The 23,879-nt window shown below is 60.9% G+C and carries 21 protein-coding genes; 13 read left to right on the top strand and 8 right to left on the bottom strand.

Translation table 11 applies throughout. From position 1 onward, the window contains the following. Positions 1-253: 253 nt before the first annotated feature. Positions 254-901: a hypothetical protein gene (locus ACXJ1Z_RS14730; protein ID WP_463777636.1), complete on the top strand. Its 648-nt coding sequence runs from the start codon at positions 254-256 to the stop codon at positions 899-901. A gap of 115 nt (positions 902-1,016) precedes the next feature. Here the strand turns inward: ACXJ1Z_RS14730 and ACXJ1Z_RS14725 are convergent, their stop codons facing one another. From ACXJ1Z_RS14725 to ACXJ1Z_RS14695, 7 genes are all read right to left on the bottom strand, one after another. Further along, entirely contained in the window at positions 1,017-1,625 is a 609-nt protein-coding gene (locus ACXJ1Z_RS14725) for a class I SAM-dependent methyltransferase (RefSeq protein ID WP_463777634.1), read from the bottom strand. Beyond that, positions 1,622-2,272 (bottom strand): PIG-L deacetylase family protein, encoded by a 651-nt coding sequence (locus tag ACXJ1Z_RS14720; RefSeq protein WP_463777632.1) that lies wholly within the window; start codon positions 2,270-2,272, stop codon positions 1,622-1,624. Before ACXJ1Z_RS14720 ends, ACXJ1Z_RS14725 begins: the two co-directional genes overlap by 4 nt. Continuing rightward, entirely contained in the window at positions 2,269-3,252 is a 984-nt protein-coding gene (locus ACXJ1Z_RS14715; protein ID WP_463777631.1) for an acyl-CoA dehydrogenase, read from the bottom strand. Before ACXJ1Z_RS14715 ends, ACXJ1Z_RS14720 begins: the two co-directional genes overlap by 4 nt. After that, positions 3,249-4,277 (bottom strand): glycosyltransferase family 2 protein, encoded by a 1,029-nt coding sequence (locus ACXJ1Z_RS14710; protein WP_463777629.1) that lies wholly within the window; start codon positions 4,275-4,277, stop codon positions 3,249-3,251. Before ACXJ1Z_RS14710 ends, ACXJ1Z_RS14715 begins: the two co-directional genes overlap by 4 nt. A 213-nt stretch (positions 4,278-4,490) precedes the next feature. Further along, positions 4,491-4,694 (bottom strand): hypothetical protein, encoded by a 204-nt coding sequence (locus ACXJ1Z_RS14705; RefSeq protein ID WP_463777628.1) that lies wholly within the window; start codon positions 4,692-4,694, stop codon positions 4,491-4,493. Continuing rightward, positions 4,694-8,956, bottom strand: coding sequence for a translocation/assembly module TamB domain-containing protein (locus ACXJ1Z_RS14700; protein ID WP_463777627.1), 4,263 nt, complete (start codon positions 8,954-8,956; stop codon positions 4,694-4,696). The genes ACXJ1Z_RS14705 and ACXJ1Z_RS14700 overlap by 1 nt, the downstream gene beginning before the upstream one ends. Further along, on the bottom strand, positions 8,956-11,238 hold the full coding sequence (locus tag ACXJ1Z_RS14695; protein WP_463777625.1) for an autotransporter assembly complex protein TamA: 2,283 nt from the start codon (positions 11,236-11,238) through the stop codon (positions 8,956-8,958). The genes ACXJ1Z_RS14700 and ACXJ1Z_RS14695 overlap by 1 nt, the downstream gene beginning before the upstream one ends. A gap of 185 nt (positions 11,239-11,423) precedes the next feature. On the opposite strand from ACXJ1Z_RS14695, the gene ACXJ1Z_RS14690 reads away from it, so the two are divergent. The 8 genes from ACXJ1Z_RS14690 to ACXJ1Z_RS14655 all read left to right on the top strand — a co-directional run bounded on the left by ACXJ1Z_RS14690 (position 11,424) and on the right by ACXJ1Z_RS14655 (position 20,391). Next, positions 11,424-12,485, top strand: coding sequence for a YihY/virulence factor BrkB family protein (locus ACXJ1Z_RS14690; RefSeq protein ID WP_463777624.1), 1,062 nt, complete (start codon positions 11,424-11,426; stop codon positions 12,483-12,485). 119 nt (positions 12,486-12,604) lie between these two features. Beyond that, a complete protein-coding gene (locus tag ACXJ1Z_RS14685; protein ID WP_463777623.1) occupies positions 12,605-13,438 on the top strand; it encodes a coniferyl-alcohol dehydrogenase in 834 nt (277 codons plus the stop codon). Between the two features lie 135 nt (positions 13,439-13,573). Next, positions 13,574-14,887, top strand: coding sequence for a 3,4-dihydroxy-2-butanone-4-phosphate synthase (gene ribB, locus ACXJ1Z_RS14680; RefSeq protein ID WP_463777621.1), 1,314 nt, complete (start codon positions 13,574-13,576; stop codon positions 14,885-14,887). Further along, positions 14,880-15,302, top strand: a complete 423-nt coding sequence (gene ribH, locus ACXJ1Z_RS14675; RefSeq protein WP_463777620.1) for a 6,7-dimethyl-8-ribityllumazine synthase — start codon at positions 14,880-14,882, stop codon at positions 15,300-15,302. Before ribB ends, ribH begins: the two co-directional genes overlap by 8 nt. Further along, the gene (locus tag ACXJ1Z_RS14670) at positions 15,295-16,260 is read left to right on the top strand and encodes an aldo/keto reductase (RefSeq protein ID WP_463777619.1); all 966 of its coding nucleotides are present in this window, start codon (positions 15,295-15,297) and stop codon (positions 16,258-16,260) included. Before ribH ends, ACXJ1Z_RS14670 begins: the two co-directional genes overlap by 8 nt. A gap of 643 nt (positions 16,261-16,903) precedes the next feature. Then, complete coding sequence (locus ACXJ1Z_RS14665; RefSeq protein WP_463777618.1) at positions 16,904-17,419, top strand: MarR family transcriptional regulator; 516 nt, start codon at positions 16,904-16,906, stop codon at positions 17,417-17,419. A 168-nt stretch (positions 17,420-17,587) separates the two neighbouring features. Continuing rightward, complete coding sequence (ettA, locus tag ACXJ1Z_RS14660) at positions 17,588-19,267, top strand: energy-dependent translational throttle protein EttA (protein ID WP_463777617.1); 1,680 nt, start codon at positions 17,588-17,590, stop codon at positions 19,265-19,267. Positions 19,268-19,383: 116 nt separating this feature from the next. After that, positions 19,384-20,391 carry an RcnB family protein gene (locus tag ACXJ1Z_RS14655; protein ID WP_463777616.1) on the top strand — a complete coding sequence of 336 codons (1,008 nt, stop codon included), beginning with the start codon at positions 19,384-19,386 and terminating at the stop codon, positions 20,389-20,391. 73 nt (positions 20,392-20,464) lie between these two features. Here the strand turns inward: ACXJ1Z_RS14655 and ACXJ1Z_RS14650 are convergent, their stop codons facing one another. Next, positions 20,465-21,055 carry a J domain-containing protein gene (locus ACXJ1Z_RS14650; RefSeq protein WP_463777614.1) on the bottom strand — a complete coding sequence of 197 codons (591 nt, stop codon included), beginning with the start codon at positions 21,053-21,055 and terminating at the stop codon, positions 20,465-20,467. Positions 21,056-21,094: 39 nt separating this feature from the next. Here ACXJ1Z_RS14650 and ACXJ1Z_RS14645 point away from each other — a divergent pair, with 39 nt between their 5' ends. The 4 genes from ACXJ1Z_RS14645 (at position 21,095) to nusB (ending at position 23,878) form a co-directional block, all read left to right on the top strand. Continuing rightward, positions 21,095-21,370: a BolA family protein gene (locus ACXJ1Z_RS14645; protein ID WP_463781264.1), complete on the top strand. Its 276-nt coding sequence runs from the start codon at positions 21,095-21,097 to the stop codon at positions 21,368-21,370. A gap of 122 nt (positions 21,371-21,492) precedes the next feature. Continuing rightward, on the top strand, positions 21,493-22,146 hold the full coding sequence (gene hisG, locus ACXJ1Z_RS14640) for an ATP phosphoribosyltransferase (RefSeq protein ID WP_463777613.1): 654 nt from the start codon (positions 21,493-21,495) through the stop codon (positions 22,144-22,146). Beyond that, complete coding sequence (gene hisD, locus ACXJ1Z_RS14635; RefSeq protein WP_463777612.1) at positions 22,146-23,438, top strand: histidinol dehydrogenase; 1,293 nt, start codon at positions 22,146-22,148, stop codon at positions 23,436-23,438. The genes hisG and hisD overlap by 1 nt, the downstream gene beginning before the upstream one ends. Continuing rightward, positions 23,435-23,878, top strand: a complete 444-nt coding sequence (gene nusB / locus ACXJ1Z_RS14630) for a transcription antitermination factor NusB (RefSeq protein ID WP_463777611.1) — start codon at positions 23,435-23,437, stop codon at positions 23,876-23,878. The genes hisD and nusB overlap by 4 nt, the downstream gene beginning before the upstream one ends. Position 23,879 lies beyond the last annotated feature (1 nt).

The following is a 23,879-nucleotide window of genomic DNA, read 5'->3' as shown; positions in this document are numbered from 1 at the left end:
CCTCTTTTGACCTTGCGCCACCGCCTACGTGGGGACGCATGACGATCGTCCAAATATATGAACGCCAAACGGCTCCTCGCGCATCTGGCACGCCCCAACGTCTCGTTCATCTGAGATATCATTGGAATGAATACAGTTAGGTGCAGACAGTGGATGAACGGGGCACATCGTCGGCTAGCGTTGTGGAACGAGCCTCTTGGCACAGCGTTCTGCAATCCGACATTTCATCACTGTGATCGAGAAGGAGAAGATCATGAACAAGCAACTTATCGCCGCCACTCTCGCAGCAGCAGCGCTGGCCCCGATGGCTGCTAACGCCCAGGACGCTAGCGCGACCGGCAAGCCAGCTACTGCCGCTTCGGCAACGGCGACCGCCACGCCGACAGTGGGGGCAAAGGTATTCGATCCACAAGGTGGAGAAGTGGGCGCGATCGAGAAGGTCGAAGGCGCCAATGCGGTGGTCTACACCGGTACGAAGCGCGCGACGCTGCCACTCACCGCTTTCGCGAAGAACGACAAAGGCCTGCTGATCAGCATGACGCAGGCACAGCTCAACTCTGCGGTCGCCGCAGCCGAGGCACAGACCACATCAGCGCTGGCGACCAAGATCGTGGCCGATGCACCGGTCAAGAGCAAGGATGGCGCAAGCGTCGGCACGATCTCGAAAGTCGAGGGTGACAATGTCACGATCGCATTGACGAGTGGAAGCCCCGTTACGGTTACCAAGCAGTACCTAACCGTCGGCACCGATGGCGCTTTGGCGCTGACGATGAACTCGGCGGAGTTCAAGTCGGCGGTCGCCGCTGCGGCGCAGGCCACCCCTTCTAGCGGCAGTGCAACGGCGGGCGCGACAGCGGGTGCAGCTACGGAGGGCGCCGAGACCCCTTCTGCCGGCAACTGACAGCGGCGATAAGCCAAAATTCGGATCGGGTCGGGGTGGTACGCCACCCCGGCCCTCGTTCGTTCTGGCGCATGTGAAACGCGCGAGAGCTTGCGACGTCCTTAGCGGACACCGATTAGGAGCGGTGCACCTTGGCTGCGGCAGGCCCATTTAGTTTCGTACACGACTGCACCAGCCACCGATCCGTTCGGCGAACCAGACGCGAACGCCACACTGTCCCCGTATCCGCAAGAAAGCGGTCGTGAATGTGCTCGGCATGCTGAGCAAAATCGTAAAACGTGATGCGATGATGCGCGAGGATCAGCGTCCCGCCCACGCGAATGCAGCGCGTCATCTGGCGCGCCAGCTCGGCCATTGCGTGCGGACGCAGGTAGTAAAGCAGTTCGGCGATCACCACCGCATCGTACCTGCTTCGCGGCAGGCGGTCGGGCGCGACCAGTTGCAACGCCCGGGATCGGACACGGCCTGCCAATGCCCGGTCGACCAGCGCAGTCCCGGCGCTCGTGGCTTCGGTCGCGTCCAACCGCAAGCTGCGTGCCGCAAGAGCGCGGCTATTTGAACCGTTGCCGGCACCGATTTCCAGCACTCTACCACATACGCCGACTGGCATCGCCTGAAGGATCGCCTTGCGTTTGAGCACCTCGTCCGGCGCGTTCCATGTGCTCCAGGGGTCATCATTCGCGGAGAATTTCTCATCAAAACCGGCAAGACTAATCGCCCTCATGCACCACCTGCAAAGCGTTCGGTCGGCGCGGCAAACGCCCTGAGATGACGATGCGTCAGAGTAAATCCGGTCGGAGCATCGCCGATGATACCGCCCTGCGTGCGATAGCTGCGAATGATCCTACGCTTGATGGCGAGGGCCGCCCCCTTCAAGACGCTGCCGTATCGCCTCGCGCCGCGCGCCGCATGAACGGGCCAGACGTGATAAGTCAGCCGTTGTTCGCCACGCCGCCGAATTGCAGCCAGAGCCTGAGAGACGGTTCGATGATCGGCGTGCACGTCGGTTCGTTCGGGGCCGACTATCATATCCGGTGCAGGCAAGCGGCACATCGCACGGATCATCGCACGACGCACCATGATCGGATCCAGTTCCAGGCAACCGTCATCTAGATCAAGGAACCTTACCGAAGCGGGGGCCAAGCCGGCGAACCGCATCGCGCGGATGGTCTCGCGTCGCCGTTCGGCGATCAGGCGGGTGGCCGGCCAGCGGGCGCTGCCGGGATGCGATGCGCCGCCATCGCTCACCACCAGAACGTCGATCCGAGAGCCCTGTCGCGATAGGGTGCATATCAGGTTCCAGGCGGCGATCGCCTCGTCGTCAGGATGCGGAGCGATGACGAGTACGCGCTTGGCCTTGGGCAAGATCATAGCGTGGGTGTGAGCAGGCGTGATGCGACCGCCCGGCCCAGTCGCATCGTCTGCGCATCCGGCCCCGGCTGGCGCAGATAGACGGCCAGGTCGGTGAGCACCGCCGAAATCGGGTGTTCCACGAACATCGCCGACAGACCGACTGCCGCCTGCGCTACCGTGATCGCGCGCTCGCCCGCTTCGTAGACCGCACAACGCGCTGCAGCCACATGAGCCAAGGTCCGATCCGCATCGGCATCGTCCCATTCGCGTGCGGCGGTTGCCACGCCATCGGCGGCGCCTTGCCCAAAGCGAAAAAGCGTCGCCAATCGACTTGTCTGGTGCGGATCGGCTGCCCGGTCGTGATCCACGAGATGCTCGCGAACGTGATCGACAAGCGCGGCAATGCCCCCTGCCTGTACGGCTGCGAACCGCAGCGCTCCACCGCTGAACCAAGGCTCGGTCACATAGTCGCCTGGCTTGCCGATAAATCCGTCTGAATTCATCCGCTGATCACGCCATTCAACCAGATGGGTTTCGGACCGCGCCATCCCCGTCACACGCCACCAGGACCTGTCGAGCTGCGGTGGCATGCGGGCAAGATCGACAAGGCAAAGCTGCCGACCATGCGCAGTGTCGAACGAGACCAGTGCATGCGTGAGGATGCCGGCCCCGGAGGCGAACGCCTTCCCCCCATCCAGCGTATCATCCGCCCAGCGTAAAGGGCGATCCTGGCGGTCGGCGTTCCATACGCCAAACACACCGCCGTCTCTGGCAATCCTTTGCGTCGCTAGGACCTGATCGTCGCTGCCATAGCGATTGATGATCTGCAGTGCATCGACATGGCCCTCGAACAAACGCCCCAGTGGAAGGTCCCGGCGGCCGATACCATGCAACAAGCGCAGCAGATCCATTCGCTGCATCGCATCCACCGGATCGGACAGACTCGTCAGGTGCGGCATCAGCGCAGTGATATCACCCCGGGTCAGTGGAGCGGTCATGCCGCACCTACGAGCAGGGACTGCTCCTTAACGACAAGCAAGGCTTCGGCATGCGCCAGGCTGACCATTCGCATGCCCCCGGCGGGTGTTCCCACGATTCTGGCGGCAAATGCCTCACCGTTGTGACACTCGCCCGCGACAGCCTCGACCTCGCTCAAAGGAAGCATCAAAGCCTCGGCAAGCGTGCCCGGACGGCCTGCTTCGAAAGCAGCGCGCGCTTCGGCTTGGAAGCGAAAGCGCCATGTCTCGTCATCGGGATGGGAGACTTGGGGCGGCTCCGGCAACGCATCCAGCATCGAGAGAGTGGCGGCAAACCCTTCCTCGGCCCGACCTTTTCTGCGGCTGGACGTTCTCACAATGACGGACGGATCACGGCGCACGCGAAAACCGGCGCGCGTCGCCACATCGGCGAACGCAGCATCTTCGCCATTGGGTATCGGCGGGAACCCACCAATCTGACGATACACCCCCGCTCGGAAGGCAAGGCTGGCGCCGCTGGTCCAATGGTGACTTTCAGCGTCCTCCCAAGGCACCGGATCGATCCTGCGCCGCAGGACATGCAACCGATCATAATAGGACGCGACACGATGCTGCATGTCGGCAGCTTCGCCCGCCTTGCGAAATATGCGACCGGCGATGACGTCCGCCTTTTCCAGCGCGATCAAATTGGCAGCGATCCAGTCGGGAGCCGGTTCGCTATCCGCATCGGTGGTAAGTAACGCGGCCGCATGCGAGCCCCGGTACGCCGATGCCAGCGCCAATGCACGCCGACGGGCCGCCCCGGCATTTGGTGGCCCACCGACGGCGCAACGCTCGCTAACGATGGCGAACGGCAATTGCGACGCCAGACCTGCGACCAAATCCGGGCTTCCGTCGGTACAATTGTCGAAGAATATGCAAAGTCTGAACGGTTGCGAGCCATGTTGCTCCGCGAGTGCCGTCAAAAGACGCGGTAAACGCCGAACTTCGTTGCGAACGGGTAGGCCAATGGCGACTTCAGGCTCTGCAACATCATGGCTTAGCAACCGGCTAACGCCCTAGCGCAGATCGCACCAGCGGATAGCGTGTGCTTCTTCCAATCCATGTGCTTGATTATCAAAGATACCCGCATATCCGCTCAACACGTCGACGGAACCAAGGTTGCACGAACCGTCGTTTGGATGGGCGTGACCGCGAGGTTGACATCCGCGAAAGCGGGCCCTCGATGAGGCGCGTCATTGTAGAGGCGAGTTGATCCCCTACCGAGCCGCGCCGCTCGCCTGAGTTTGCGGCGCGCTCGTCGCGGCTTCGGACGCACGGCTCGTCATGTCCCGGTCAAGCTCCCTCGCCTTGTCGCGGATCACCTTCTGCGCGCCGGCATAACGCTCGTCGAAACTGGGTTCGCGCTTACACGCTGACAGCATCACGAGCGCAACGATCACGCAGCAGCCGGCAATACGCATCAGTAGTTCTTCTTGATCCGTGCGCTGACACTGTTGACGCCCGATCCGCCAGCCTGGCTGAGGACCGAAAGCCATTTGTTGAGGCTGACCTCAAGTTGGGTGGCAGTGAAGCCGCGCGCGTCGGTGATCAATTCCACATAGATATCGTCGGTCAGGTACTGACCGGCCGCCAGCGATGTCCCCCGACCTGTCGCCTGATCGGCGCCGAGGATGCGCAAACGGTCGATCCCCGCGGCGGAACGCAATTTGCCAAGCGGATTGAGCCCACCGCCGGTACCCCGCAGCGAGTTGAGCGACGACGCCAACTGAACTGCCTGAATGGCCGACAGGTTAGCCACCGAACTGCCGAACAAGATCCGCGACATGAGCTCGTCCTGCGGCAGCGAGGGCGTGGACGTGAAGCTGATCTCCGGGTTCATCGCCCGGCCGCTGACGTTTACGTTGACGGTAACGTCCTCGATGTCTTCGGTCGCGACGATGCGCACGGTGGGGTCGATCGTGTTGCCACCATTGAACGACACCAGACCCTCCGTCAGGTCGAACGATTTTCCGGCAAAACCCAGCGTTCCGCGAATCAACTCGATTTCGCCGGACAAACTCGGTGCCGAACTGGTACCGTTAATCGTGAAGTCGGCTCGCCACTCGGACTCAAGTCCCATTCCGGAAACATAGAGCTTTTCTGGTGCGACAAGATGCAGGTCCAGCCGCACGGACGCGAATGCGCTTTTGGTGGGCTGAGCCGGCTCGTTACCGGTGATCCGCTGCGGGCCACGGGGCGGCTTGAAGCGCACACCGGTCAACCGCGGAACGTCAGCCGCGCCTTCGCGCACGATCGCATAACGGGTCTCGGGAAGTTGGATCGTGCCGGAGAGCAGCGGCGCTTCAGCACCGGATTTTACGAGGCGAAGGCTACCGCTTGCCGTCGCGGCAAGCGCATCGCTCTTGGCAAGCTGAGCCTGGGTAAGGTCAACGCTCAAGTCCGTCGGATAGCCCTGCTCTGCCGCAAGTCCGACCGTGCCCCGAGCTACGATGCTGCCATCGCCGGCCTTTGCGGTCAGATTCTCCAGCTGCAGGCTGCTGCCGTCGAACTTTCCGGACACGTTCATCTGCGTGAGCTTGGTGCCGTACGTCAGGTTCTCGTAGGTCAGGTTCTGCCCACGAACGATACCGTTCAGGCACGGCGCCTGCACCCGGCAGGAGAAGTCCGCAGCCAGCCCGATGGGGCCGGAGAGGCGCTGATCCGTCATCCCCGCAAAGGAGAAGAGCGTATCCGCCGGGCCGTTGTACCGAATCCCGCCTCCCAGCGATGCGCTCATCAAACGCTCCGTCCAGGTGCCCGCAGCCGGTCCAAGCGGCCGAAGCGTGGCAACGAGGCGGCCGACCACGCTGCCACGTCGGCGCATGACCGCGCTTGCCTCGCCCCCATCCGGCAACAGCTTCCCGACAAAGTTGATGTCGAGCGGCTGACTGACCGAGGCTGCCGTTGTGCGGGTAAAGTCCTCCAAGTGCAGGCGCGCGTCGGCTCGGGGGAAAGCGGTATCACCGGCCTGCTCGAAATCCAGGCTTCCGCTCGCACGACCACCAATGCCGAGACCCGGCGTGAACGCATTCACCAGCGCCATGTCGACATTCTCAAGCCGGCTCTGCAGCTTCATGCCTTTGCCATAGCGCCCTGCGAGCTGCACCTTGCCACCGCCGAAATTCACCGTGGTGGGCAGCAGTTCGTACGTGCCATCGCGCGGGAGGATACGGGCGGGCGTCACCGTAGTGACCTCAAGGCCGCGCACGCGGCCGGCGAGCGCCACTCGCCACAATTCGGGTTGCAGATCGGCATTCGCGCTCATGCGGAAAGGAACGCCACTTGTGCCTTCGATCAGCGCCTTGGCCTTCCCACGGCCATTCTGGTAATCGACCAGCACCCGTGCCGCAGCTATGTCCAGACTGCCGAACTGGGTTCCCGCCACCTGCGCATCAGCGATGACCAACGGCTTATCATAAAGGACTGCCCGCCCGTCGACGATCGCTGATCCGATCGACAACTTGGCTGGGCCCGCGAATACCGTATCACGAGCCCGGACGTTGAACACGACCTCCTGGAACTTGCCTTGCGCGCCAAGGCGCAACAAACCGCCCAGACCATTGCCGTTCGCCGTGAGTTGCCCGGTAAAGGGGCCGCTCGGTGCCTGCACGATCCGGCCAGAGAAATCGATCCCGGAGAGGTTGGCGCTGTTGACCTGAACGGCCAGAGCCCTGCCCATCTCCATGGTCACGTCGGCTCGTAGCGGGCCATAATCGCTATCGCTGGTGAGGTTCAGGTTGTAGCCCCCCCTCACGCCATCGATCCTCGCATCCACGTTGGCGAGGCCAATCCCGAAATTGGGCTTCTCGGCGGTGATGTGGGCGTTTGGATCGGCGACCGTACCATCCACCCGGACCCCGATGTTGCCATATCGCCGCGAGGTACCATTGGCGTTCAGCACTATCCGCCCGGATTTCGTGGAGTACGATCCGGTGCCACCGACGACCCGAAGATCGGGTGCCTCCAGCCTGAGGCCGGAGAAACGCGCGAGACCATCCGAGCCATAACTGACTCGCGAAGAAGCGACGAGGTTGCCGCCCAGATACGACCTGAGGCTGTCGTTGAGCAATCGCGTGGAACGTGCCCGGACAGTGCCTTCCAGAGCATAGCCGTCCTGCTTGGCCTTGAGATCCATGTTCGTGTTGATGTCGAAGATGCCCACGCTTTCGAGGCGATAATCATCAAGCCGGCCATCTACGGCGCCAGTGTAGATACCCGTGCTCATATCCGCGAGCAGGATCAGCTTGGCATCGATCCGATCCGATCGGATCCGCATGTTGTCTGAAAGAATGCGTGGGCCATCGATCGCGAGATCCCCGGCCAGCTTTACATTTACCAGAGTGCCGCCGGCCACCGTGTCGAGGCCGGTGATGCGTGTGACGCTGGCGTTGACCGGGATCAGGATGCGATCGGCGTTGACCGTCGCGGCCCCGGTGGCGTTCAAATTCTGCAGCCCCATGTCGTTCATGACAATCTGCGAAGCGTTGATGGCGTATTGTACCTTTGGTGTCGCAAAGGCTCCATCGAGCGTCATCGCGGCGCGCAGACCTGCGCCACGCAGATTCTCTGCAAGCGCAGACGGCTTGAGCAAAACGAAATCAAGCTTGAGGGCCTCGAACGAGTTGTCGGAAAGATCGATCAGGCCGTCGGGCGTCAGATTGAAGGCGTCGCTCCAGATCCTGCCGCTCAACCTTGCACGCCGGTTGGCAAGCGCAGCGGTAAGATCGAGGTTTGTGATTGGTCCCAGCAGATTCGCGGTCGGACCGGTGACCAACCGCGCGATCCGCGTCGGGCCCCGCAGCGTGAAGGTTCCGTCGCGGGCAGTCATCGCGATGCGGGCAAGCTCCCCGCCAGCAAGGTTGGCTGCCACTTCACCATTCCACGCGGCCCAGGATCCCTTGCCGCCAATCTTGACCGTAAGCGGCGCATTCAATCCCGCGAGCGTTGCGATGACGCCGCCTCGCGGCGCATCGAGATCCAGGTCGATGTCGAGCTTGTTGGTTGCCGGAACCGCGTCGAGCTTGACCTTGAAACGATCACCGCCAGCGACACCGGCAGCCGCAACGGTGCCACCAGTGGCGTCGATCTGCGCGCGACCGTCTGCGATATGGGTGTGCCCATCGATCGTAGCGATACGGCGCGCACCGGTAACGGGCTTTTCGATAACGAACCGCGCGATCCTGAGACGCCCGATATCGATATCGATATCGGGCAGCAAAGGTTCGTTGGGATCAGCGGGCGGCGTCTTGTTGAACTGCGGCGCGCGCTTCAGGATCATGCGTTCGGCGATGGCTGATCGCACGTCGACATGATTTTTGATGTAGGCAAACGGCCGCCAATCGACGTCGATCCGGGGCGAAAACAAGAATTCACCCTTGGGATCACGCACCGATAGATCCTGAAGCGTCATCTTGCCATAAAGCGAACCTTCGATCCGTCCGACATTGATCTTCATGCCGTTCTGAAATTCGAGAGCGGCAATTTGATCTGCCACAAAGCGATGGCCGGGGCTGGTGTTCAGGCCCAACACTATCGCCACCACCAACAAGACCGCACCGATCACGACCGCCGCGATCAGCTTGGCGACCCGCAGGCCCCAGCGGCGCGGCCGCCGTCCAGCGTCGGCAACGTCGGCTACTTCGGTCGACATGCCGGCCGGGTCGTTGCCCTTCTCATCGGTCATCAAAACGCTTGCCCGATCGAGACATAAAGATTTAGCCGCGATTCCCCCGGTTGTCGGTCAAGCGGCGTGGCGACGTCGACCCGTAACGGGCCGAAGTTCGTGTAGAAACGCCCACCTATGCCGACACCATACCGCAGATTGGAAAATCTGGGTGTCGTCGCCTCATACGATTGGCCGGCGTCCAAAAACGCCACGATCCCATAGTTGCCGAAACGATAGCGGCCCTCGATCGCGGCTTCGTTCAAGCTGCGCCCGCCGATGGGATCGCCATTCGGGTCGAGCGGACCCAGCTTCTGATATCCAAACCCACGCACCGATCCGCCACCGCCGGAATAGAACCGTCGGGACGGAGCGATATCGCTACGCGACGCTCCCTGGATCGTGCCAAACCGCATGCGGCCCGCAAGCACGAAGCTTTCCCCGAACGGGTAGTAGGCGGACCCATCAATCCGGGCGCGAACATAAGGTGTGAAGTTACCCTGTAGAGAGCCTTCGGGCTGAATGAGCGCCGTTACGCGAAAACCCTTCGTCGGGTTCAGCAAGTCATCCGATGTGTCGAGCCCGATCTGCCCGTTCAACGCAGCGATGTAATAGGTGCGCCGCCGTCGGTCGGCGGTGGCAAAGTCATACTCCGTCTCGGCGGTGCCTAACAATTCGACGCCATAGGCATAGGTCAGGCGCTTCTGCCAGATCTGCGTCGAGTCATAACTGACCCGTGCCGCAAGCCGCCCGGTAAAGGCGTCATACGCGTCGTATTTCGAATGAAGCGTTTCCGCCACGGCCTCAAAAGTACGATCGCGTTGCCCGGCGTTGGCGCGGCGGAAGGTTACACCGGCACCCTGCTGCTGGGTTCCGGCGATACCATGAACGATCAAGGCTCCTTCCGGTGGAAACATGTTGCGGTTGGTCCAGGTGCCCTCGAGCGTGAAGCCCTCGCCCGCGGCATAACCTGCACTTCCGGCAATCGTACGAGGCGGGCCGGCCTCCTGTTTGACCAGCATCGTAACATATTGCGTATCGTCCGGAGCGACTTCGCCAGTCCTCTGCGGTTCCGCTGTGACGGTCGAGAACAGTCCGGTGGCCACCAGCGCCTTGCGCAGATCATCGACCTTGCGACTATCGTAAAGTTCGCCGCGCTTGAAGCGGGCCAGCGTTTCCACGTGGTCGGCCCCGAATGCAAGTTTGCCTTGGGTCGTGAAGCCGCCGAACCTCGCTCGCGGCCCGACCGTCACGGGCAAGGTGTAATCGCCCCCACCCGTTGCCTGATCCAGCAAGATGTCACGAGCGCCGATCGCGGCGAAAGGATACCCATTCTCCGGCAAGGCCAGGGCGACCTGAGCCTCGGCGCCCTGAACGCGTTGGGCGACGATCGGCTCGCCAACCTTGAGAGCCAGATTGTCAGCGATCAGGGTCGGCGGAACTGTCGGGTCTGCTTTCACGGTAATAGAGGTGAAGGCGAAACGTTTTCCTGGTGTCACGTCGATGACGGCAGTCAGTGGCATCCCGCCCGGTGCCTCCGAGCGATCCAGTCGCGTGCGCACCTGGGGGTCGTACCAGCCTTCAGACGCGAGCAAGGTCTTCACCAACTCGCTATCCTCGGTCAATCGCGCCGAGAGCATAGCCGAGTTCGCCGCCTTCTTTCCGCCTTTGTCCAGTGCCGAAAGGGCTTTGAACTGGTTCTTGAGATTGACTTCCGATTCCCTGTCCGCAGCGTCGAGACCATTGAGCTTGACCACATACGTCACCTTGGTGTCGGCAGCCTCGGCCTCATCCTCGGCAAACTGGACAGGAGCGACCTTGAACTGGTCGAGTGGCGGCAGCGGTGCGGACAATTCGGCATCTGCGACCGGGGCATCGCCGATCGCGGATGCAGCCGCACGCGTCGCCCCAACCCTTTCGCCGGTTGAACCAGGCTTCAGCCTGTTCGCGTCTGCCGGTTGAAGCGGCTGGCCGGCCCTACCCTGGCCGATCCCACCATCGCCCTTCGTCGAGGACTGTTCGGCGGCGATCCGACGCTCGAAGCTGTCGATCGATTCCAAAGGCTGGTCCAGCTCGGGTTCGCTACGCTCGCTTAGTGGCGGGATCGCGCCGTTGAACTCTGCGTCAGGGATGATCGGCTCGACCGGAGGGAGTGCCGACCCGGAGGGTGGCGGAGGCAGGGCGATCGATCCAGCACGCAGCGCATCGCCGGCAGGTGCGGGTGCTTCGCTGGTGGTTGTGGCTGCTGCGGTCGATTGCGCGTGCGCAGATCCGGCGAGCGACGCAAAAACCAGCGCGACCATTGCCACACCAGTAATCCGGATGATTGAACTCTTCGACGGGGAACCATGCACCCGGTCGACGATTAGCAGTGGCATGCGATGCGAAATGCGAAAACCCCTGGATCGAAATATCGCGCCCACCCGCGATCCTGTGATCGTAATATCATGAATCAGAACAAGGTTCCAGCAAACCTGGGGGGCTTTGCGTGACCGAAGGCGTATCGGCAAGCAACCTGCCACCGGGTGCGACCGCGGGATCGCCTTGGTCGATGCCACGGAAGGCGTGGTTTCAGGTCGTCAAACGCGTTTACGTCATGATCGGATTTCATGAGCTTGGTCTGCTGGCGGCGGGACTGGCCTTTTTCGTGTTTTTGGCGATCACTCCGCTCATCGCTGCCATCGTCATGGTTTATGGCTTGGTCGGGGATCCAGGCGCGGTGCAGTCGCAAATGGAGGCGATCGTGCGGGTCGTGCCTGCGGATGCTGCTCGGCTGATCGAAGAGCAACTGTTGCAGATCGTCACCACCAGTTCCGGCGTGACGGGGTTTGCCTTGCTTATCGCAATGTTCTTCGCTGTCTACGGCGGTATGCGTGCAGCTAGCGGCATGATAAGCGCCCTTAACATTATCAACGAAGAGCACGAGACTCGCTCGTTCATCAAGCTCACGTTGCGCGCTGCCGCGCTTACGGTTGCCGCCGTGCTGATCGCGTTGACCGGGCTGCTTTCCGGCGGCGTGTTCGCGTGGCTGCAAACACAAACCAGCGTGTTTTTAGGTGGCGTCACGGCGTTGTTGTTCAAGCTTCTGACTTGGACTGCGGCGGTCGCACTTGGAACCGCCGGCTTCGCGTTGATCATGCGATATGGACCCGACCGCCGCCCGGCGAAATGGAGATGGCTGACCCCCGGATCACTGCTGGCAACCGTGTTGTGGATTTTGGTTTCGTTCGGGTTCTCGCTCTATGTGGCGTACATCAGCGACTACAACGCAACGTATGGTTCACTTTCGGCCATAGTGGTCTTCCTGATGTGGTTGTTTCTTTCCGCCTATGCGGTTCTCTTGGGAGCGCTATTGAATGCCGAGATCGAGCGGCAGACGTATTGCGACACCACCACTGGCCCAACCCGAGAGCCGGGCGAACGAGGCGCTGTTCTGGCAGACCAGGTCGATGACAAGGTGCCTACGCGCGAAGCGCTCGATCGCAGCAAACAGCGGCACGCCGCGCATGAGCGTCACAAGGCCGACATCAAGGCAGCCAGCGCCAGATAGCTTCGTCCGCACATCGCCGCTGCGATCACGGCCCGTCGCGGTTGAAGCATTTCGGGACCACGGCATAGCTAACCCCACACATGGCGAGCGCAATGCGACCCAGGGGAAGGATTACGATCATGAGCGATATTCTGGGCTATGCCGGCAAGCGGGTAATCGTCAGCGGCTGCTTTTCGGGGATGGGCGAAGCGACTGCAAAGCTCCTGCTAGATCTTGGCGCTGAGGTTCACGGGTTCGATTTTAAGGACGTCGAACTCCCGTTGGCGTCTTTCAACAAGGTCGATTTGCGCGATCCTGCCACGATCGAGGCCGGCGTCGCAGCCGTCGGCGGTAAAGTCGACGCGCTATTCAACTGCGCCGGCCTGCCTGGCGGTGGTGGCTTCCCGGCAATCGACACGATGAAAGTCAATTTTCTCGGCACTCGCCACCTGACAGAGCAGGTCGTTCCCTTGATGGGGGATAAGGGGGCGATCGTCTCCATCGCATCCACCGGTGGCTTGGGCTGGAGCCGCCGAATCCCGGTCCACATGGAACTGCTGCAGACCAAGGGCTTCCAAGCCGGACTGGAATGGTGCGAAGCCAACGCGCAGCACGTCGCCGAGGGCTATGCCTTTTCGAAGGAGGCGGTGATCGTGTGGACCCAGTTCATGGGCGCGCACTTGATCAAAAAGGGCATTCGCATCAACTGTTCGCTGCCCTCTCCCACCCAGACGCCGATGATGGCGACCTTCCACGCCACCTCGGGCAAGGATGTCGTCGATGCCGCTGCTGAGCCTTTGGGTCGCTATACTACTGCGGCCGAACAGGCCGGGCCGTTGGTCCTCATCAATTCGGACCTGGCAAACGTAGTCAACGGTATCGTCCTTCCGGTCGACGGTGGCTTCATGGGTGGCTTGGCGACTGGACAGGTGGACATCAGCAAGATGATGAGCGCTGCCAAGAAGCCTTCTTGAACGCATGGAGGGTGCAGCACCTGAGCCGGTGGCGCACCCTTCCAAACGCCCTATTTGACGATTGTCATTCCTCAGCTTGCCTACAATGTGAGGTTGCAGTACAGCCTTCACATTAAGATGTGAGGATAGACGTACATGGCAACCGATCTAATCGAGAAAGTTCGTCGGCTCGTTACCGATGGGGGCATGAGTCGGTCCGGACTGGCTCGAGCCGCCGGCCTTCACGCTAACACTCTTCGCGATCTGACGGAAGTTGACTGGAATCCGACCGCAGAGACGCTGAGCAAGCTTGAACGCGTCTTGTTCTCCAATGACGATCGTTCGATGTTGGTCCCCATCGAGGAGATCATCGATGAGGCCCGTAATGGGCGGATGTTCATTCTGGTCGATGATGAAGATCGCGAGAATGAAGGCGATCTTGTCATTCCGGCGCAGATGGCGACCCCATCGGCGATCAACTTCATGGCGACTCATGGTCGCGGTTTGATTTGCCTCTCCCTTACGTCCGATCGCTGCGACCTGTTGGGCCTTGAGGCGATGAGTGCCAGCAACGGGACGCGGCACGAGACCGCGTTTACAGTCTCGATCGAAGCGCGTGAGGGTGTCACCACCGGCATCTCGGCCGGAGATCGGGCGCGAACCGTGAGCGTCGCGATCGACGGCACCAAGTCGCGTGACGACATCGTCACTCCTGGCCACGTCTTTCCTTTGCGGGCTCGCGATGGCGGCGTTCTTGTCCGTGCCGGCCATACCGAGGCGGCAGTCGACATCTCGCGCTTGGCCGGCCTCAATCCTTCCGGCGTCATCTGCGAGATCATGCGCGACGATGGTACGATGGCGCGGATGGACGATCTGGTATCCTTCGCCCGTCTCCACGATTTGAAGATCGGCACGATCCGCGATCTGATCGCCTATCGCCGGCGCCATGACCGGATGGTCGAGAAGAAGGCCGATATGGCCTTTGACAGCCGTTATGGCGGACAGTGGATGGCCCGGACTTATTACAACAAGGCCACTGGCGATGAGACCATGGCGCTGATCAAGGGACGCATCGATCCCGACAAGCCAACGCTGGTGCGCATGCACACATTGTCGATCTTCTCCGACATTCTTGGTGAGACGACCGGCGCGCGCGGAGAACTGCTGCATCGTTCGATGGAGATCATCGGCGAGGCCGGCAGCGGCGTTATCGTCCTCATCAATCGGCCCATGAGCACGTTGATGTCGCGCACATTCGACATCCGCGCGCGCTATCGTGCCGGTGAACAGCCGGACCTCGCAGAACTGCGCGATTACGGTGTGGGCGCGCAGATTCTTGCCGAGTTGGGCGTTCACGACATGATACTACTGACCAACACGCATCACTCGCTGGTCGCACTCGAAGGCTATGGCATAAACATCGTCGGCGAACATGCGATCGACGGCGTGGGAGACGAAGACAATGGCTAAGTTCCTTATCGTCGAGGCCCGCTTCTACGACCATCTCAACGATATGCTGATCGCCGGCGCGCGGGCAGCGCTGAAGGCGGCCGGTCACAAGAGCGATACCATTACGGTGCCGGGAGCACTCGAGATACCCGGCGCGATCGCCCTTGCCGAGGCGGCGGGTGACTACGAAGGGTTCGTAGCGATCGGTGTGGTGATCCGGGGAGAGACCTACCACTTCGAGATCGTAGCCGGAGAAAGCGCGCGCGGTATCATGGCCATGACGATGGACGGCGTGCCGATAGGCAACGGCATCCTCACCGTCGAGGACGAGGCACAAGCGCTCGCCCGCGCTGATCCAGAGCAAAAAGACAAAGGCGGCGAAGCTGCAAAAGCTGCCATTGCCTTGCTTGAATTGAAGGAGCGGTTCGGTGGCTAGCGAACCTTCCGGCGATCCTGCCAATCTCAGCAAGAGCTCGGCCCGTCATCCGTCTTTTGGCGGCATCAGGCTCGTGCTTGGTGGCAACGTCTTCGGCTGGACGATCGATCAGGATCGCAGCTTCGCCGTGCTTGACGCCTTCTATGAAGCCGGTGGCCGCATGATCGATACGGCGGAGGGATATTCTGCGTGGGTACCCGGCAATCGAGGCGGTGAATCCGAAGCGATCATCGGTGCCTGGCTCGAAAGTCGCAACGTCCGTGGCGACATGCGCATTGGCACCAAGACGGGCATGGGCGGATCGGCGGGAGCTTTGCACCCCGAAAAAGTGGCCAGGGCACTCGAGGGCTCGTTGAACCGGCTTCGAACCCAATATGTCGACCTCTACTATATCCACAGAGATGATCAGGTTACCCCACTTGATGAAGTGGTGAACGCCTACGACACAGCGTTTCGCGCTGGCGCAGTGCGCGAACTGGGCGTCTCGAACTACCGACCCGATCGGCTCGAAGATCTGAACACCACCGCGCAACGCTCCGGCGCCCAACCCTTCACCGTTGCCCAACCGCTTTATAACCTCGTTGCGCGGGACGAGTATGAAGGCGCACTGCAGAGCCTGTGCGTGGCACAAGGTATTGCTGTGATGCCGTACTATGGCCTTGCCGCCGGTTTCCTGAGTGGGAAGTATCAAAGCACGCGGGACTGGGCCGGCAAGGCTCGCGCCAGCTCGCTGGACGACGCAGCCCGAAATGGTGGTTGGGAAAAACTCGAGATTCTACGCGAAGTCGCTGCAGAACTGGACGTACCTCCGGCCCATGTCGCACTTGCATGGATCAACGCGCAGCCTGGCATAGCCGCGCCGCTCGCCAGCGCGACGTCGCTCGAACAAGTTGCGGATCTTGCTCGAGCTGCAACTTTGCATTTGGATCCGGCGCATCTTCGACGCTTCGCTGGTTAAAGCGCCTTCAGTCCGCAAATTGACCTGCACCGACTGATATACGGCATGCGGAACTGTACCTAAGTAGTACGTCGTTCGACATAAGTATTTTCAAGCTCGTAAAATCATGTAAATAACAGACCATATTCGATACTAATCCATTTCGGATATAAATCCGTTTAAGTAAGTCTCCGGGAGCAACCCGGGTCGCAAACATAAAATGGTCCGCCTGAACGGACTTGGGTGCCGTAAACGCCCAACGCAGTGGAGATAAATCCAGTGTCCCAGCATGATCGCGTTCGAAAGCTTGTCGAGACCCTCTCGAACTGTCGCACCGACCTTGACAAGATCGGTGCCCATGTTGCGGCGGCACACCTTGATACTGCCCTCCACGCCTTGCGACGGCAGTTCACTCCGCCTTCTTGAACCTCCGAATTGGAGTAAGATCGCCACGACGTTTGCGGCGATGCCTGCCTAGTGTCTCCTCCAGACCGGACCGGCCTTTGCGCGGATCTGCCTAGCCTCTTGGCGAAGGCCGTATCCTGCAGAGACCGCATCCAAAGTCTGCGAATGGAATCAGGACAAACTGCAGCCATTGGGCTGTCGGTGGGGCATCGTGACAAGTGGAGCGTCTAACCAGCCTATGCGAAATCGGGCCAAAGCCATGCGCCTGATCGGCATAGCCAATGAATTGCTGGCGATGGCCCGGGAACTCGAAATCGGTTCGCATGCCGGCGTCGATGCATCGAACCGCGCTTCAACTCCGACGCCTCAGTTTGCAACAGGGACACAGGATCATCCGGTGTGGGTGGAACTTGCCCGGCAGACTTACGATGATCGGCGGCGGCGAACCAAGATTTTCCAGTCCGAAGAACTTTTTGGTGAACCTGCCTGGGATATTCTCCTCGACCTTTTCATTGCCGCGAAGGAGCGTAGACGCGTTTCTGTGACCAGCGCCTGCATCGGCTCCGCAGTCCCCTCCACAACCGCGCTTCGCTGGATCTCGATACTCGAACGTCAAGGATTGCTCAGTCGCGAAGCCGATCCTGGCGACGCACGACGCGTCTATGTGCAGCTCAGCCCGCGGGGCTATGAGGCCATGCTGGAATACTTTTTTTCATCTAGTCGTTCGGTCGTTCTGTTGGATGAGAACCTGCAGCACGTTGCCAGGCGCCGCTAAGGCGCAACCACGGCTCATCTAGCTCTAACAGTCATAATTCCGCTGCCGGTCGCGAACGGCATCGCCTCTTTCGCAAGGCCCGGCCGGGGCGGCAGCCTTGCGGACGGCGACACACACTTGTAGAGGACGCGCCAACTCCCCTACCCGCCAGATCCCAGAGGATTACCGATGGCCGCCCAGTACGCCTATGTCATGAAGAGCATGACCAAGACCTTCCCCGGCGCGCAAAAGCCGGTACTGTCCGACATCAGCCTGCAGTTCTATCAAGGTGCCAAGATCGGCATCGTCGGCCCCAACGGCGCCGGCAAGTCGACCCTGATCAAGATCATGGCCGGCATCGACACCGACTATACCGGCGAGGCCTGGCCCGGTGAGAACATCACTGTCGGCTACCTGGAACAGGAACCGGAGCTCGACACCAGCAAGACCGTACTCGAGAACGTCAAGGACGGCGCGCGCGAAGTCGCGGACCTGGTCGACCGATTCAACGAAATTTCGAACCTGATGGCCGACCCGCCGGAGGACGCCGACTTCGACGCCCTTATGGAAGAGATGGGCACGCTCCAGGAGAAGATCGACGCCGTCGATGGCTGGTCGCTCGACAGTCAGCTGGAACTGGCGATGGAAGCCCTGCGCTGCCCTCCCGGCGACTGGCCGGTGGATAGTCTGTCGGGCGGTGAAAAGCGCCGTGTCGCCCTAACCCGCCTACTGATCCAGAAGCCGTCGATCCTACTGCTCGACGAACCGACCAACCACCTCGACGCGGAATCGGTCGAGTGGCTTGAGAACCATCTCAAGGAATACGCCGGCGCGGTGCTGATGATCACCCACGATCGCTACTTCCTCGACAACGTGGTGAGCTGGATCCTCGAACTCGATCGCGGCAAGTACTTCCCGTATGAAGGTAACTACTCGACCTACCTGGAGAAGAAGGCCAAGCGCCTGTCGCAGGAAGAACGCGAGGAGTCCGGCCGTTCCAAGGCGCTGCGCGAAGAGCTCGAGTGGATCCGTCAGACGCCTGCCGCACGCCAGACCAAGTCGAAGGCGCGCATTCGCAAGTTCGAGCAGCTGCAGGAAGCCCAGTCCAGCCGCAAGCCGGGCAAGGCGCAGATAGTCATCCAGGTGCCCGAGCGGCTTGGCAGCAAGGTCATCGAGGTCACAGGCGTGACCAAGGCGTATGGCGAGAAGCTGCTGTTCGAGAACCTCTCGTTCATGCTCCCACCCGGTGGCATCGTCGGCGTGATCGGCCCGAACGGCGCCGGCAAGTCGACGCTGTTCAAGATGCTCATCGGCAAGGAAACGCCGGACGAAGGCTCGATCGATATCGGCAGCACCGTTCACTTAGGCTTCGTCGATCAGAGCCGTGATCACCTCGATCCCTCGAAGAACGTCTGGGAGGAAATTTCCGACGGTCTAGACTACATGAAGGTCAACGGTCACGACATGTCGACCCGCGCCTATGTCGGCGCATTCAACTTCAAGGGTGCGGATCAGCAGAAGAACGTCGGCAAGCTATCGGGTGGTGAGCGCAACCGCGTTCACATGGCCAAAATGCTCAAATTGGGCGGAAACGTGCTGCTGCTTGACGAGCCGACCAACGATCTCGATGTCGAAACTTTGGGTGCGCTCGAAGACGCGATCGAGAATTTCGCCGGTTGTGCCGTGGTGATCAGCCACGATCGCTTCTTTCTCGACCGGCTCGCCACGCACATCCTTGCTTTCGAAGGCAATAGCCATGTCGAATGGTTCGAAGGCAACTTCGCAGCGTACGAGGAAGACAAGCGTCGCCGTCTGGGCGATGCTGCCGATCGCCCAACAGCGTTGGCTTACAAAAAACTGACCCGCTAGGCTCGCCGGCGACCCTCTGTTCATTTTCGGAACGCTGAAGCTGAACAGAGGGCGCCACTTTGGTTCAGAGTTGCGACAGCGCGACGTATGTAGAAGGCCTGCATGGATAGGCCGCAATGCGTGCGACCGTCTCTTTGAATGGGACAGCAGCGATGAAGAATGTGTCGAGCTCGGCTAAGCCGCAAGCGTTTGCACTGAGTGCCATGGCACTCATGGCGTGCGCGGTATCACTACCGGTGGCAGCGGTAGCGCAAGATGGCGGTCAACGTGGGAATGGCGAGCAACGCGACGGTGATCGGGGTGGAAACCGACAGCAGCAAAGCGATCAATCAGCTGCTCAGCAACAGCCGCAGACGCAAGCCCCTGCGGCTTCAAGCCAGCCGGTAATGATCAGGAATGGCGATCGGGGTCAGCGTTACCGAAGCCAGAACGATCAGAGATACCGGGGCCAAGAGGGCCGCAACAACGTCCGGATGCAGGATCAGGCGACTTGGACGGATGCCCAGCGCGAAGCTTATCGTGGTGCAGTGCTTCAAGGGCGTGCGACAGATCAGTTCCAAGGGCGTGGTCGCGATCGTGACCGTAGGTCGATAGACAACCGTTACAATCAGGGTGATCGCCAACAGGCTTGGCAGCGCGACCGAGATGGCCGTGCACAAACGGGATGGCAGGCTAGCCGCAATTACCGAGCCGAGCCGCAGTGGCAGGGCAATCGTGACAACAGGGGCAAGGGTGATCGCGCTGGCTGGCAAGACAATCGAGGCGGCTCGGCAGGGCGGGAGACTTGGCGCAATAATGGCTCGGTAAACAATCGCGGCTGGGATCGCGGTTGGCGCAGCAACAATCGTTATGATTGGTCATCCTATCGATCGAGCAATCGCAACATCTACTCGGCCGGACGATATTACTCACCATTCCAAAATTACAGCTATCGCCGCCTCGGCATCGGCTTTTCACTAGGAAGCCAATTCTATGGGTCACGTTACTTGATCAGCGATCCCTATTACTACCGCCTTCCCGAAGCATACGGGCCGTATCGATGGGTTCGTTACTACGATGATGTCCTGCTCGTAGACACCTATTCAGGTGAAGTCGTCGACGCGATCTACGATTTCTTCTACTAGGCTTACCTTTAAACCGTCGAGCGCGAAGCCTTCTCGGTTATGCCACGAAGGCTTCGCCACTTTGGCAGTACGATCAGACGAAGGGTGCTGCCTTACGCAACAATTGATACGCGTCGACCACTTGCTGCAAGCGTCCCTCGTGCGAGCGATCCCCCCCGTTATGGTCGGGATGATAGCGCCGAACCAATTCGGTATATCGACGTCGCAGACCGCTGCGATCGGCACCATGCTGGAGACCGAGCGTATTCAGGGCACGCTCCTGGTCGGGGGTAAAGGCCCCTGCTTGTCCCTGCGTATGGTGCCTCCGTTCTTTCGCATACGCTTTTGCGCGCGCGTTGATCGCTTCGAGAGGATCGGTAAAATCGGCCCATCGCGGCACCCCGTCCACCCCGCCATCTGCACGGAACGCGCGGCTGGTACTTGCCCACCCATGTAAGGGCGATTGCGCTTCGAAGATCTCTTCTGCGCTCATGCCATCGAAGTAGTCATACCCCGAATTGAACTGCCGGACATGATCGAGGCAAAGCCATCGAAAATCACCCGGGCCGTCAAACCCGGATGGTCGATGGCCGGGAGCACGGAACTCGCCAGGCTCGCCGCACCCAGGCCATGCGCAAACGTGGCCCGTCGCGTCGAACCTACCGTGAAATCTTCTGCTGCTCACCGACTTCCAGATGGGACCAACTTGCTCTAAATGGAAGACATGACCGGACCGATCGCACAGGAAATGCGGAAGCTTTTAACCGAAGCTTTCGCCCCTACTCACCTCGATGTCGTCAATGACAGCGCCAAACACCGCGGCCACACGGGCGATGACGGTAGCGGCGAATCCCACTTTACCATCGAGATCGAAAGCGCAACTTTCGACGATACCTCACGCCTGCAGCGACAGCGGATGGTCAACGCCGCACTGGGCGACATTCCGGGTCAGCGGGTCCACGCACTCGCCGTTCGCGCATGGGCGCCGGGTGAACGCTGACTTTCGACAGGCTGGCTGATATCACCCAATGGTAAGGGGGCGGCCAGCAACGACCAAGACGATAACCATAATCCGCGCTCCCATGTTGCCCTTGGCCGTCAGGCCGCGTAAAGCGCGCCACCATGCCGAACCCGCTGATCTTCGCCGTGCCCAAAGGGCGTATTCTGGACGAGGCGTTGCCGCTGATGGCACGTGCGGGCGTGGTGCCCGAAGCGGAGTTCCACGACAAGAAATCGCGCGCGCTCTCGTTCAGCTGCGAGAACGCCGATATACGCTTGATCCGCGTGCGCGCTTTCGACGTCGCGACGTTCGTCGCGCATGGGGCAGCGCAAGCCGGAATTGTGGGATCGGATGTCGTCGAGGAATTCGCGTATTCCGACTTGTATGCGCCAGTGGATTTGGCCATCGGCCATTGCCGACTATCGGTCGCTGAACCGGAAGGCCAAGCCACCGGTGCTGTCCCCTCGCACCTGCGCATTGCCAGCAAATACCCCAACCTGACGCGCCGCCACTACGAACGCCTTGGCATTCAGGCCGAGGTGGTCAAGCTTAACGGCGCGATGGAGCTGGCGCCTAGCCTCGGGCTTTCCAGTCGCATCGTTGATCTCGTATCGACCGGCCGCACCCTGCGGGAGAACGGTCTGGTCGAGACAAGCACGATCCTGGAAATATCGGCACGGCTAATCGTCAATCGTGCGGCATTGAAGACAGACGAACGGGTTGGCGCCCTGGTCGAGCGTTTTCGTGCGCTCGTGAACGAGCGTGAGGCCGCCTGATGCAGAGGCTGTCAACGCGCGATGCAGGCTTCGAAAAGGCCTTCGCTCGCTTGGTTCGCGAGCGCCGCGAGAGCGACGACGATGTCGCCCGCGATGTTTCCCTGATCCTGGCGCAAGTCCGTAGCCGAGGCGATGCGGCTGTTGCCGAGTTGACTGCCCGACATGACGGCCATCAGTTGGTCGATGAGGTATCTTGGCGTGTCGAGGCCGCCACTTGCCGCGACGCATTCGATGCACTCAAGCCTGAACTTCGTGCCGCGCTTGAACTCGCGGCTGGTCGCATTCGGGCATACCATGAGGCGCAAAGGCCCGAAGATCGAGACCACACGGACGAACTGGGCGTCAGGCTTGGCGCCAAGTGGTTGCCGGTCGACGCGGCGGGCCTCTACGTTCCGGGTGGCCGTGCGGCTTACCCTTCATCGTTGCTGATGAACGCCATTCCCGCCAAAGTCGCCGGCGTCGAGCGGCTCGTTGTGGTGACCCCGACGCCCAAGGGCGCGATCAATCCCCTCGTCCTGGCCGCTGCGCATCTGGCAGGCGTCGATGAGATTTGGCGTATCGGCGGTGCGCAGGCGATCGCGGCACTTGCTTACGGGACCGACCGCATCCGCCCCGTGGACGTCATAACGGGTCCGGGAAACGCCTGGGTCGCAGAAGCCAAGCGCCAGCTATTCGGCGTGGTCGGCATCGACATGGTTGCAGGCCCAAGCGAAATTTTGGTGATCGCGGATGCGTTGAACGATCCCGAATGGATCGCTGCTGATCTGCTCAGTCAGGCCGAGCACGATCCATCGGCCCAGTCGATCCTGATCACCGACGATGCGATCTTCGCTGATACGGTCGCGGACCGTGTCGGCGTCGAGATTGCGATGCTGCCCACCGCGCGCGTGGCCAGCCAGAGCTGGAACAAGCACGGCGTCATCATCGAGGTCGCATCGTTGGACGAGGCACCGGCCCTCGCCAATGCGCTTGCGGCCGAGCATGTCGAAATCGCAACGGAAGACCCTGAAGCGTTGTTCAAGCGCATCCGGCATGCAGGAAGCGTGTTTCTCGGGCGGCATACGCCAGAAGCCGTTGGCGATTACGTCGCAGGGCCGAACCACGTCTTGCCGACCGGGCGGCGTGCACGTTTCGCCTCCGGTCTTTCGGTACTCGATTTCATGAAGCGGACCAGCTTCATTCAACTGGACGAGCGTGCGCTCGAGGCGATCGGTCCAGCCGCCATCGCGCTGGCCGAGGCAGAGGGTCTGCCGGCTCACGCACGGTCGATCGAAACGAGATTGGGAATATGAAAGCCAAGTCAAAAGGGCGCGCTGCTGCGCGCCTTGCCGCTGTACAGGCGCTATACCAGCATGAGATGGAAGGTACGCCGCAGGCTCAACTTCTAGATGAATTTCATCGTCATCGACTGGGTGCGCAAATCGACGACGATCAGTACGCCGATGCCGAAGTCTCGTTTTTCGATGACGTCGTGGCAGGCACTATCGCTCGCCGAGACGAGATCGATGCCTTGCTGTCTGCCAAGCTAGCGCAGGGATGGGCACTTGCGCGTCTCGATCGGACCATGCTGCAAATCCTACGCGCGGGCAGTTGGGAGCTTCTCGCCCGTGCAGACGTCCCCACTGGATCGGTGATCAACGAATACCTCGATGTGGCGCATGCGTTTTTCGATACGCGGGAGACGAAGTTCGTGAATGGCGTCCTTGATGCGGTGGCCAAGCAGGTTCGATAAT

The organism is Novosphingobium sp. TK46, assembly GCF_055361525.1.
This window is presented reverse-complemented; position numbering and strand designations above follow the sequence as displayed.

What these genes read in the sequence shown, in the direction of transcription:
- ACXJ1Z_RS14730 (WP_463777636.1), top strand. Translation starts at nt 254, where the DNA reads ATGAACAAGCAACTTATCGCCGCCACTCTCGCAGCAGCAGCGCTGGCC.
- ACXJ1Z_RS14725 (WP_463777634.1), bottom strand. Translation starts at nt 1,625, where the DNA reads ATGAGGGCGATTAGTCTTGCCGGTTTTGATGAGAAATTCTCCGCGAAT.
- ACXJ1Z_RS14720 (WP_463777632.1), bottom strand. Translation starts at nt 2,272, where the DNA reads ATGATCTTGCCCAAGGCCAAGCGCGTACTCGTCATCGCTCCGCATCCT.
- ACXJ1Z_RS14715 (WP_463777631.1), bottom strand. Translation starts at nt 3,252, where the DNA reads ATGACCGCTCCACTGACCCGGGGTGATATCACTGCGCTGATGCCGCAC.
- ACXJ1Z_RS14705 (WP_463777628.1), bottom strand. Translation starts at nt 4,694, where the DNA reads ATGCGTATTGCCGGCTGCTGCGTGATCGTTGCGCTCGTGATGCTGTCA.
- ACXJ1Z_RS14700 (WP_463777627.1), bottom strand. Translation starts at nt 8,956, where the DNA reads ATGACCGATGAGAAGGGCAACGACCCGGCCGGCATGTCGACCGAAGTA.
- ACXJ1Z_RS14695 (WP_463777625.1), bottom strand. Translation starts at nt 11,238, where the DNA reads ATGGTCGCGCTGGTTTTTGCGTCGCTCGCCGGATCTGCGCACGCGCAA.
- ACXJ1Z_RS14685 (WP_463777623.1), top strand. Translation starts at nt 12,605, where the DNA reads ATGAGCGATATTCTGGGCTATGCCGGCAAGCGGGTAATCGTCAGCGGC.
- ribB (WP_463777621.1), top strand. Translation starts at nt 13,574, where the DNA reads ATGGCAACCGATCTAATCGAGAAAGTTCGTCGGCTCGTTACCGATGGG.
- ribH (WP_463777620.1), top strand. Translation starts at nt 14,880, where the DNA reads ATGGCTAAGTTCCTTATCGTCGAGGCCCGCTTCTACGACCATCTCAAC.
- ACXJ1Z_RS14665 (WP_463777618.1), top strand. Translation starts at nt 16,904, where the DNA reads ATGCGCCTGATCGGCATAGCCAATGAATTGCTGGCGATGGCCCGGGAA.
- ettA (WP_463777617.1), top strand. Translation starts at nt 17,588, where the DNA reads ATGGCCGCCCAGTACGCCTATGTCATGAAGAGCATGACCAAGACCTTC.
- ACXJ1Z_RS14655 (WP_463777616.1), top strand. Translation starts at nt 19,384, where the DNA reads ATGCGTGCGACCGTCTCTTTGAATGGGACAGCAGCGATGAAGAATGTG.
- ACXJ1Z_RS14645 (WP_463781264.1), top strand. Translation starts at nt 21,095, where the DNA reads ATGACCGGACCGATCGCACAGGAAATGCGGAAGCTTTTAACCGAAGCT.
- hisG (WP_463777613.1), top strand. Translation starts at nt 21,493, where the DNA reads ATGCCGAACCCGCTGATCTTCGCCGTGCCCAAAGGGCGTATTCTGGAC.
- hisD (WP_463777612.1), top strand. Translation starts at nt 22,146, where the DNA reads ATGCAGAGGCTGTCAACGCGCGATGCAGGCTTCGAAAAGGCCTTCGCT.
- nusB (WP_463777611.1), top strand. Translation starts at nt 23,435, where the DNA reads ATGAAAGCCAAGTCAAAAGGGCGCGCTGCTGCGCGCCTTGCCGCTGTA.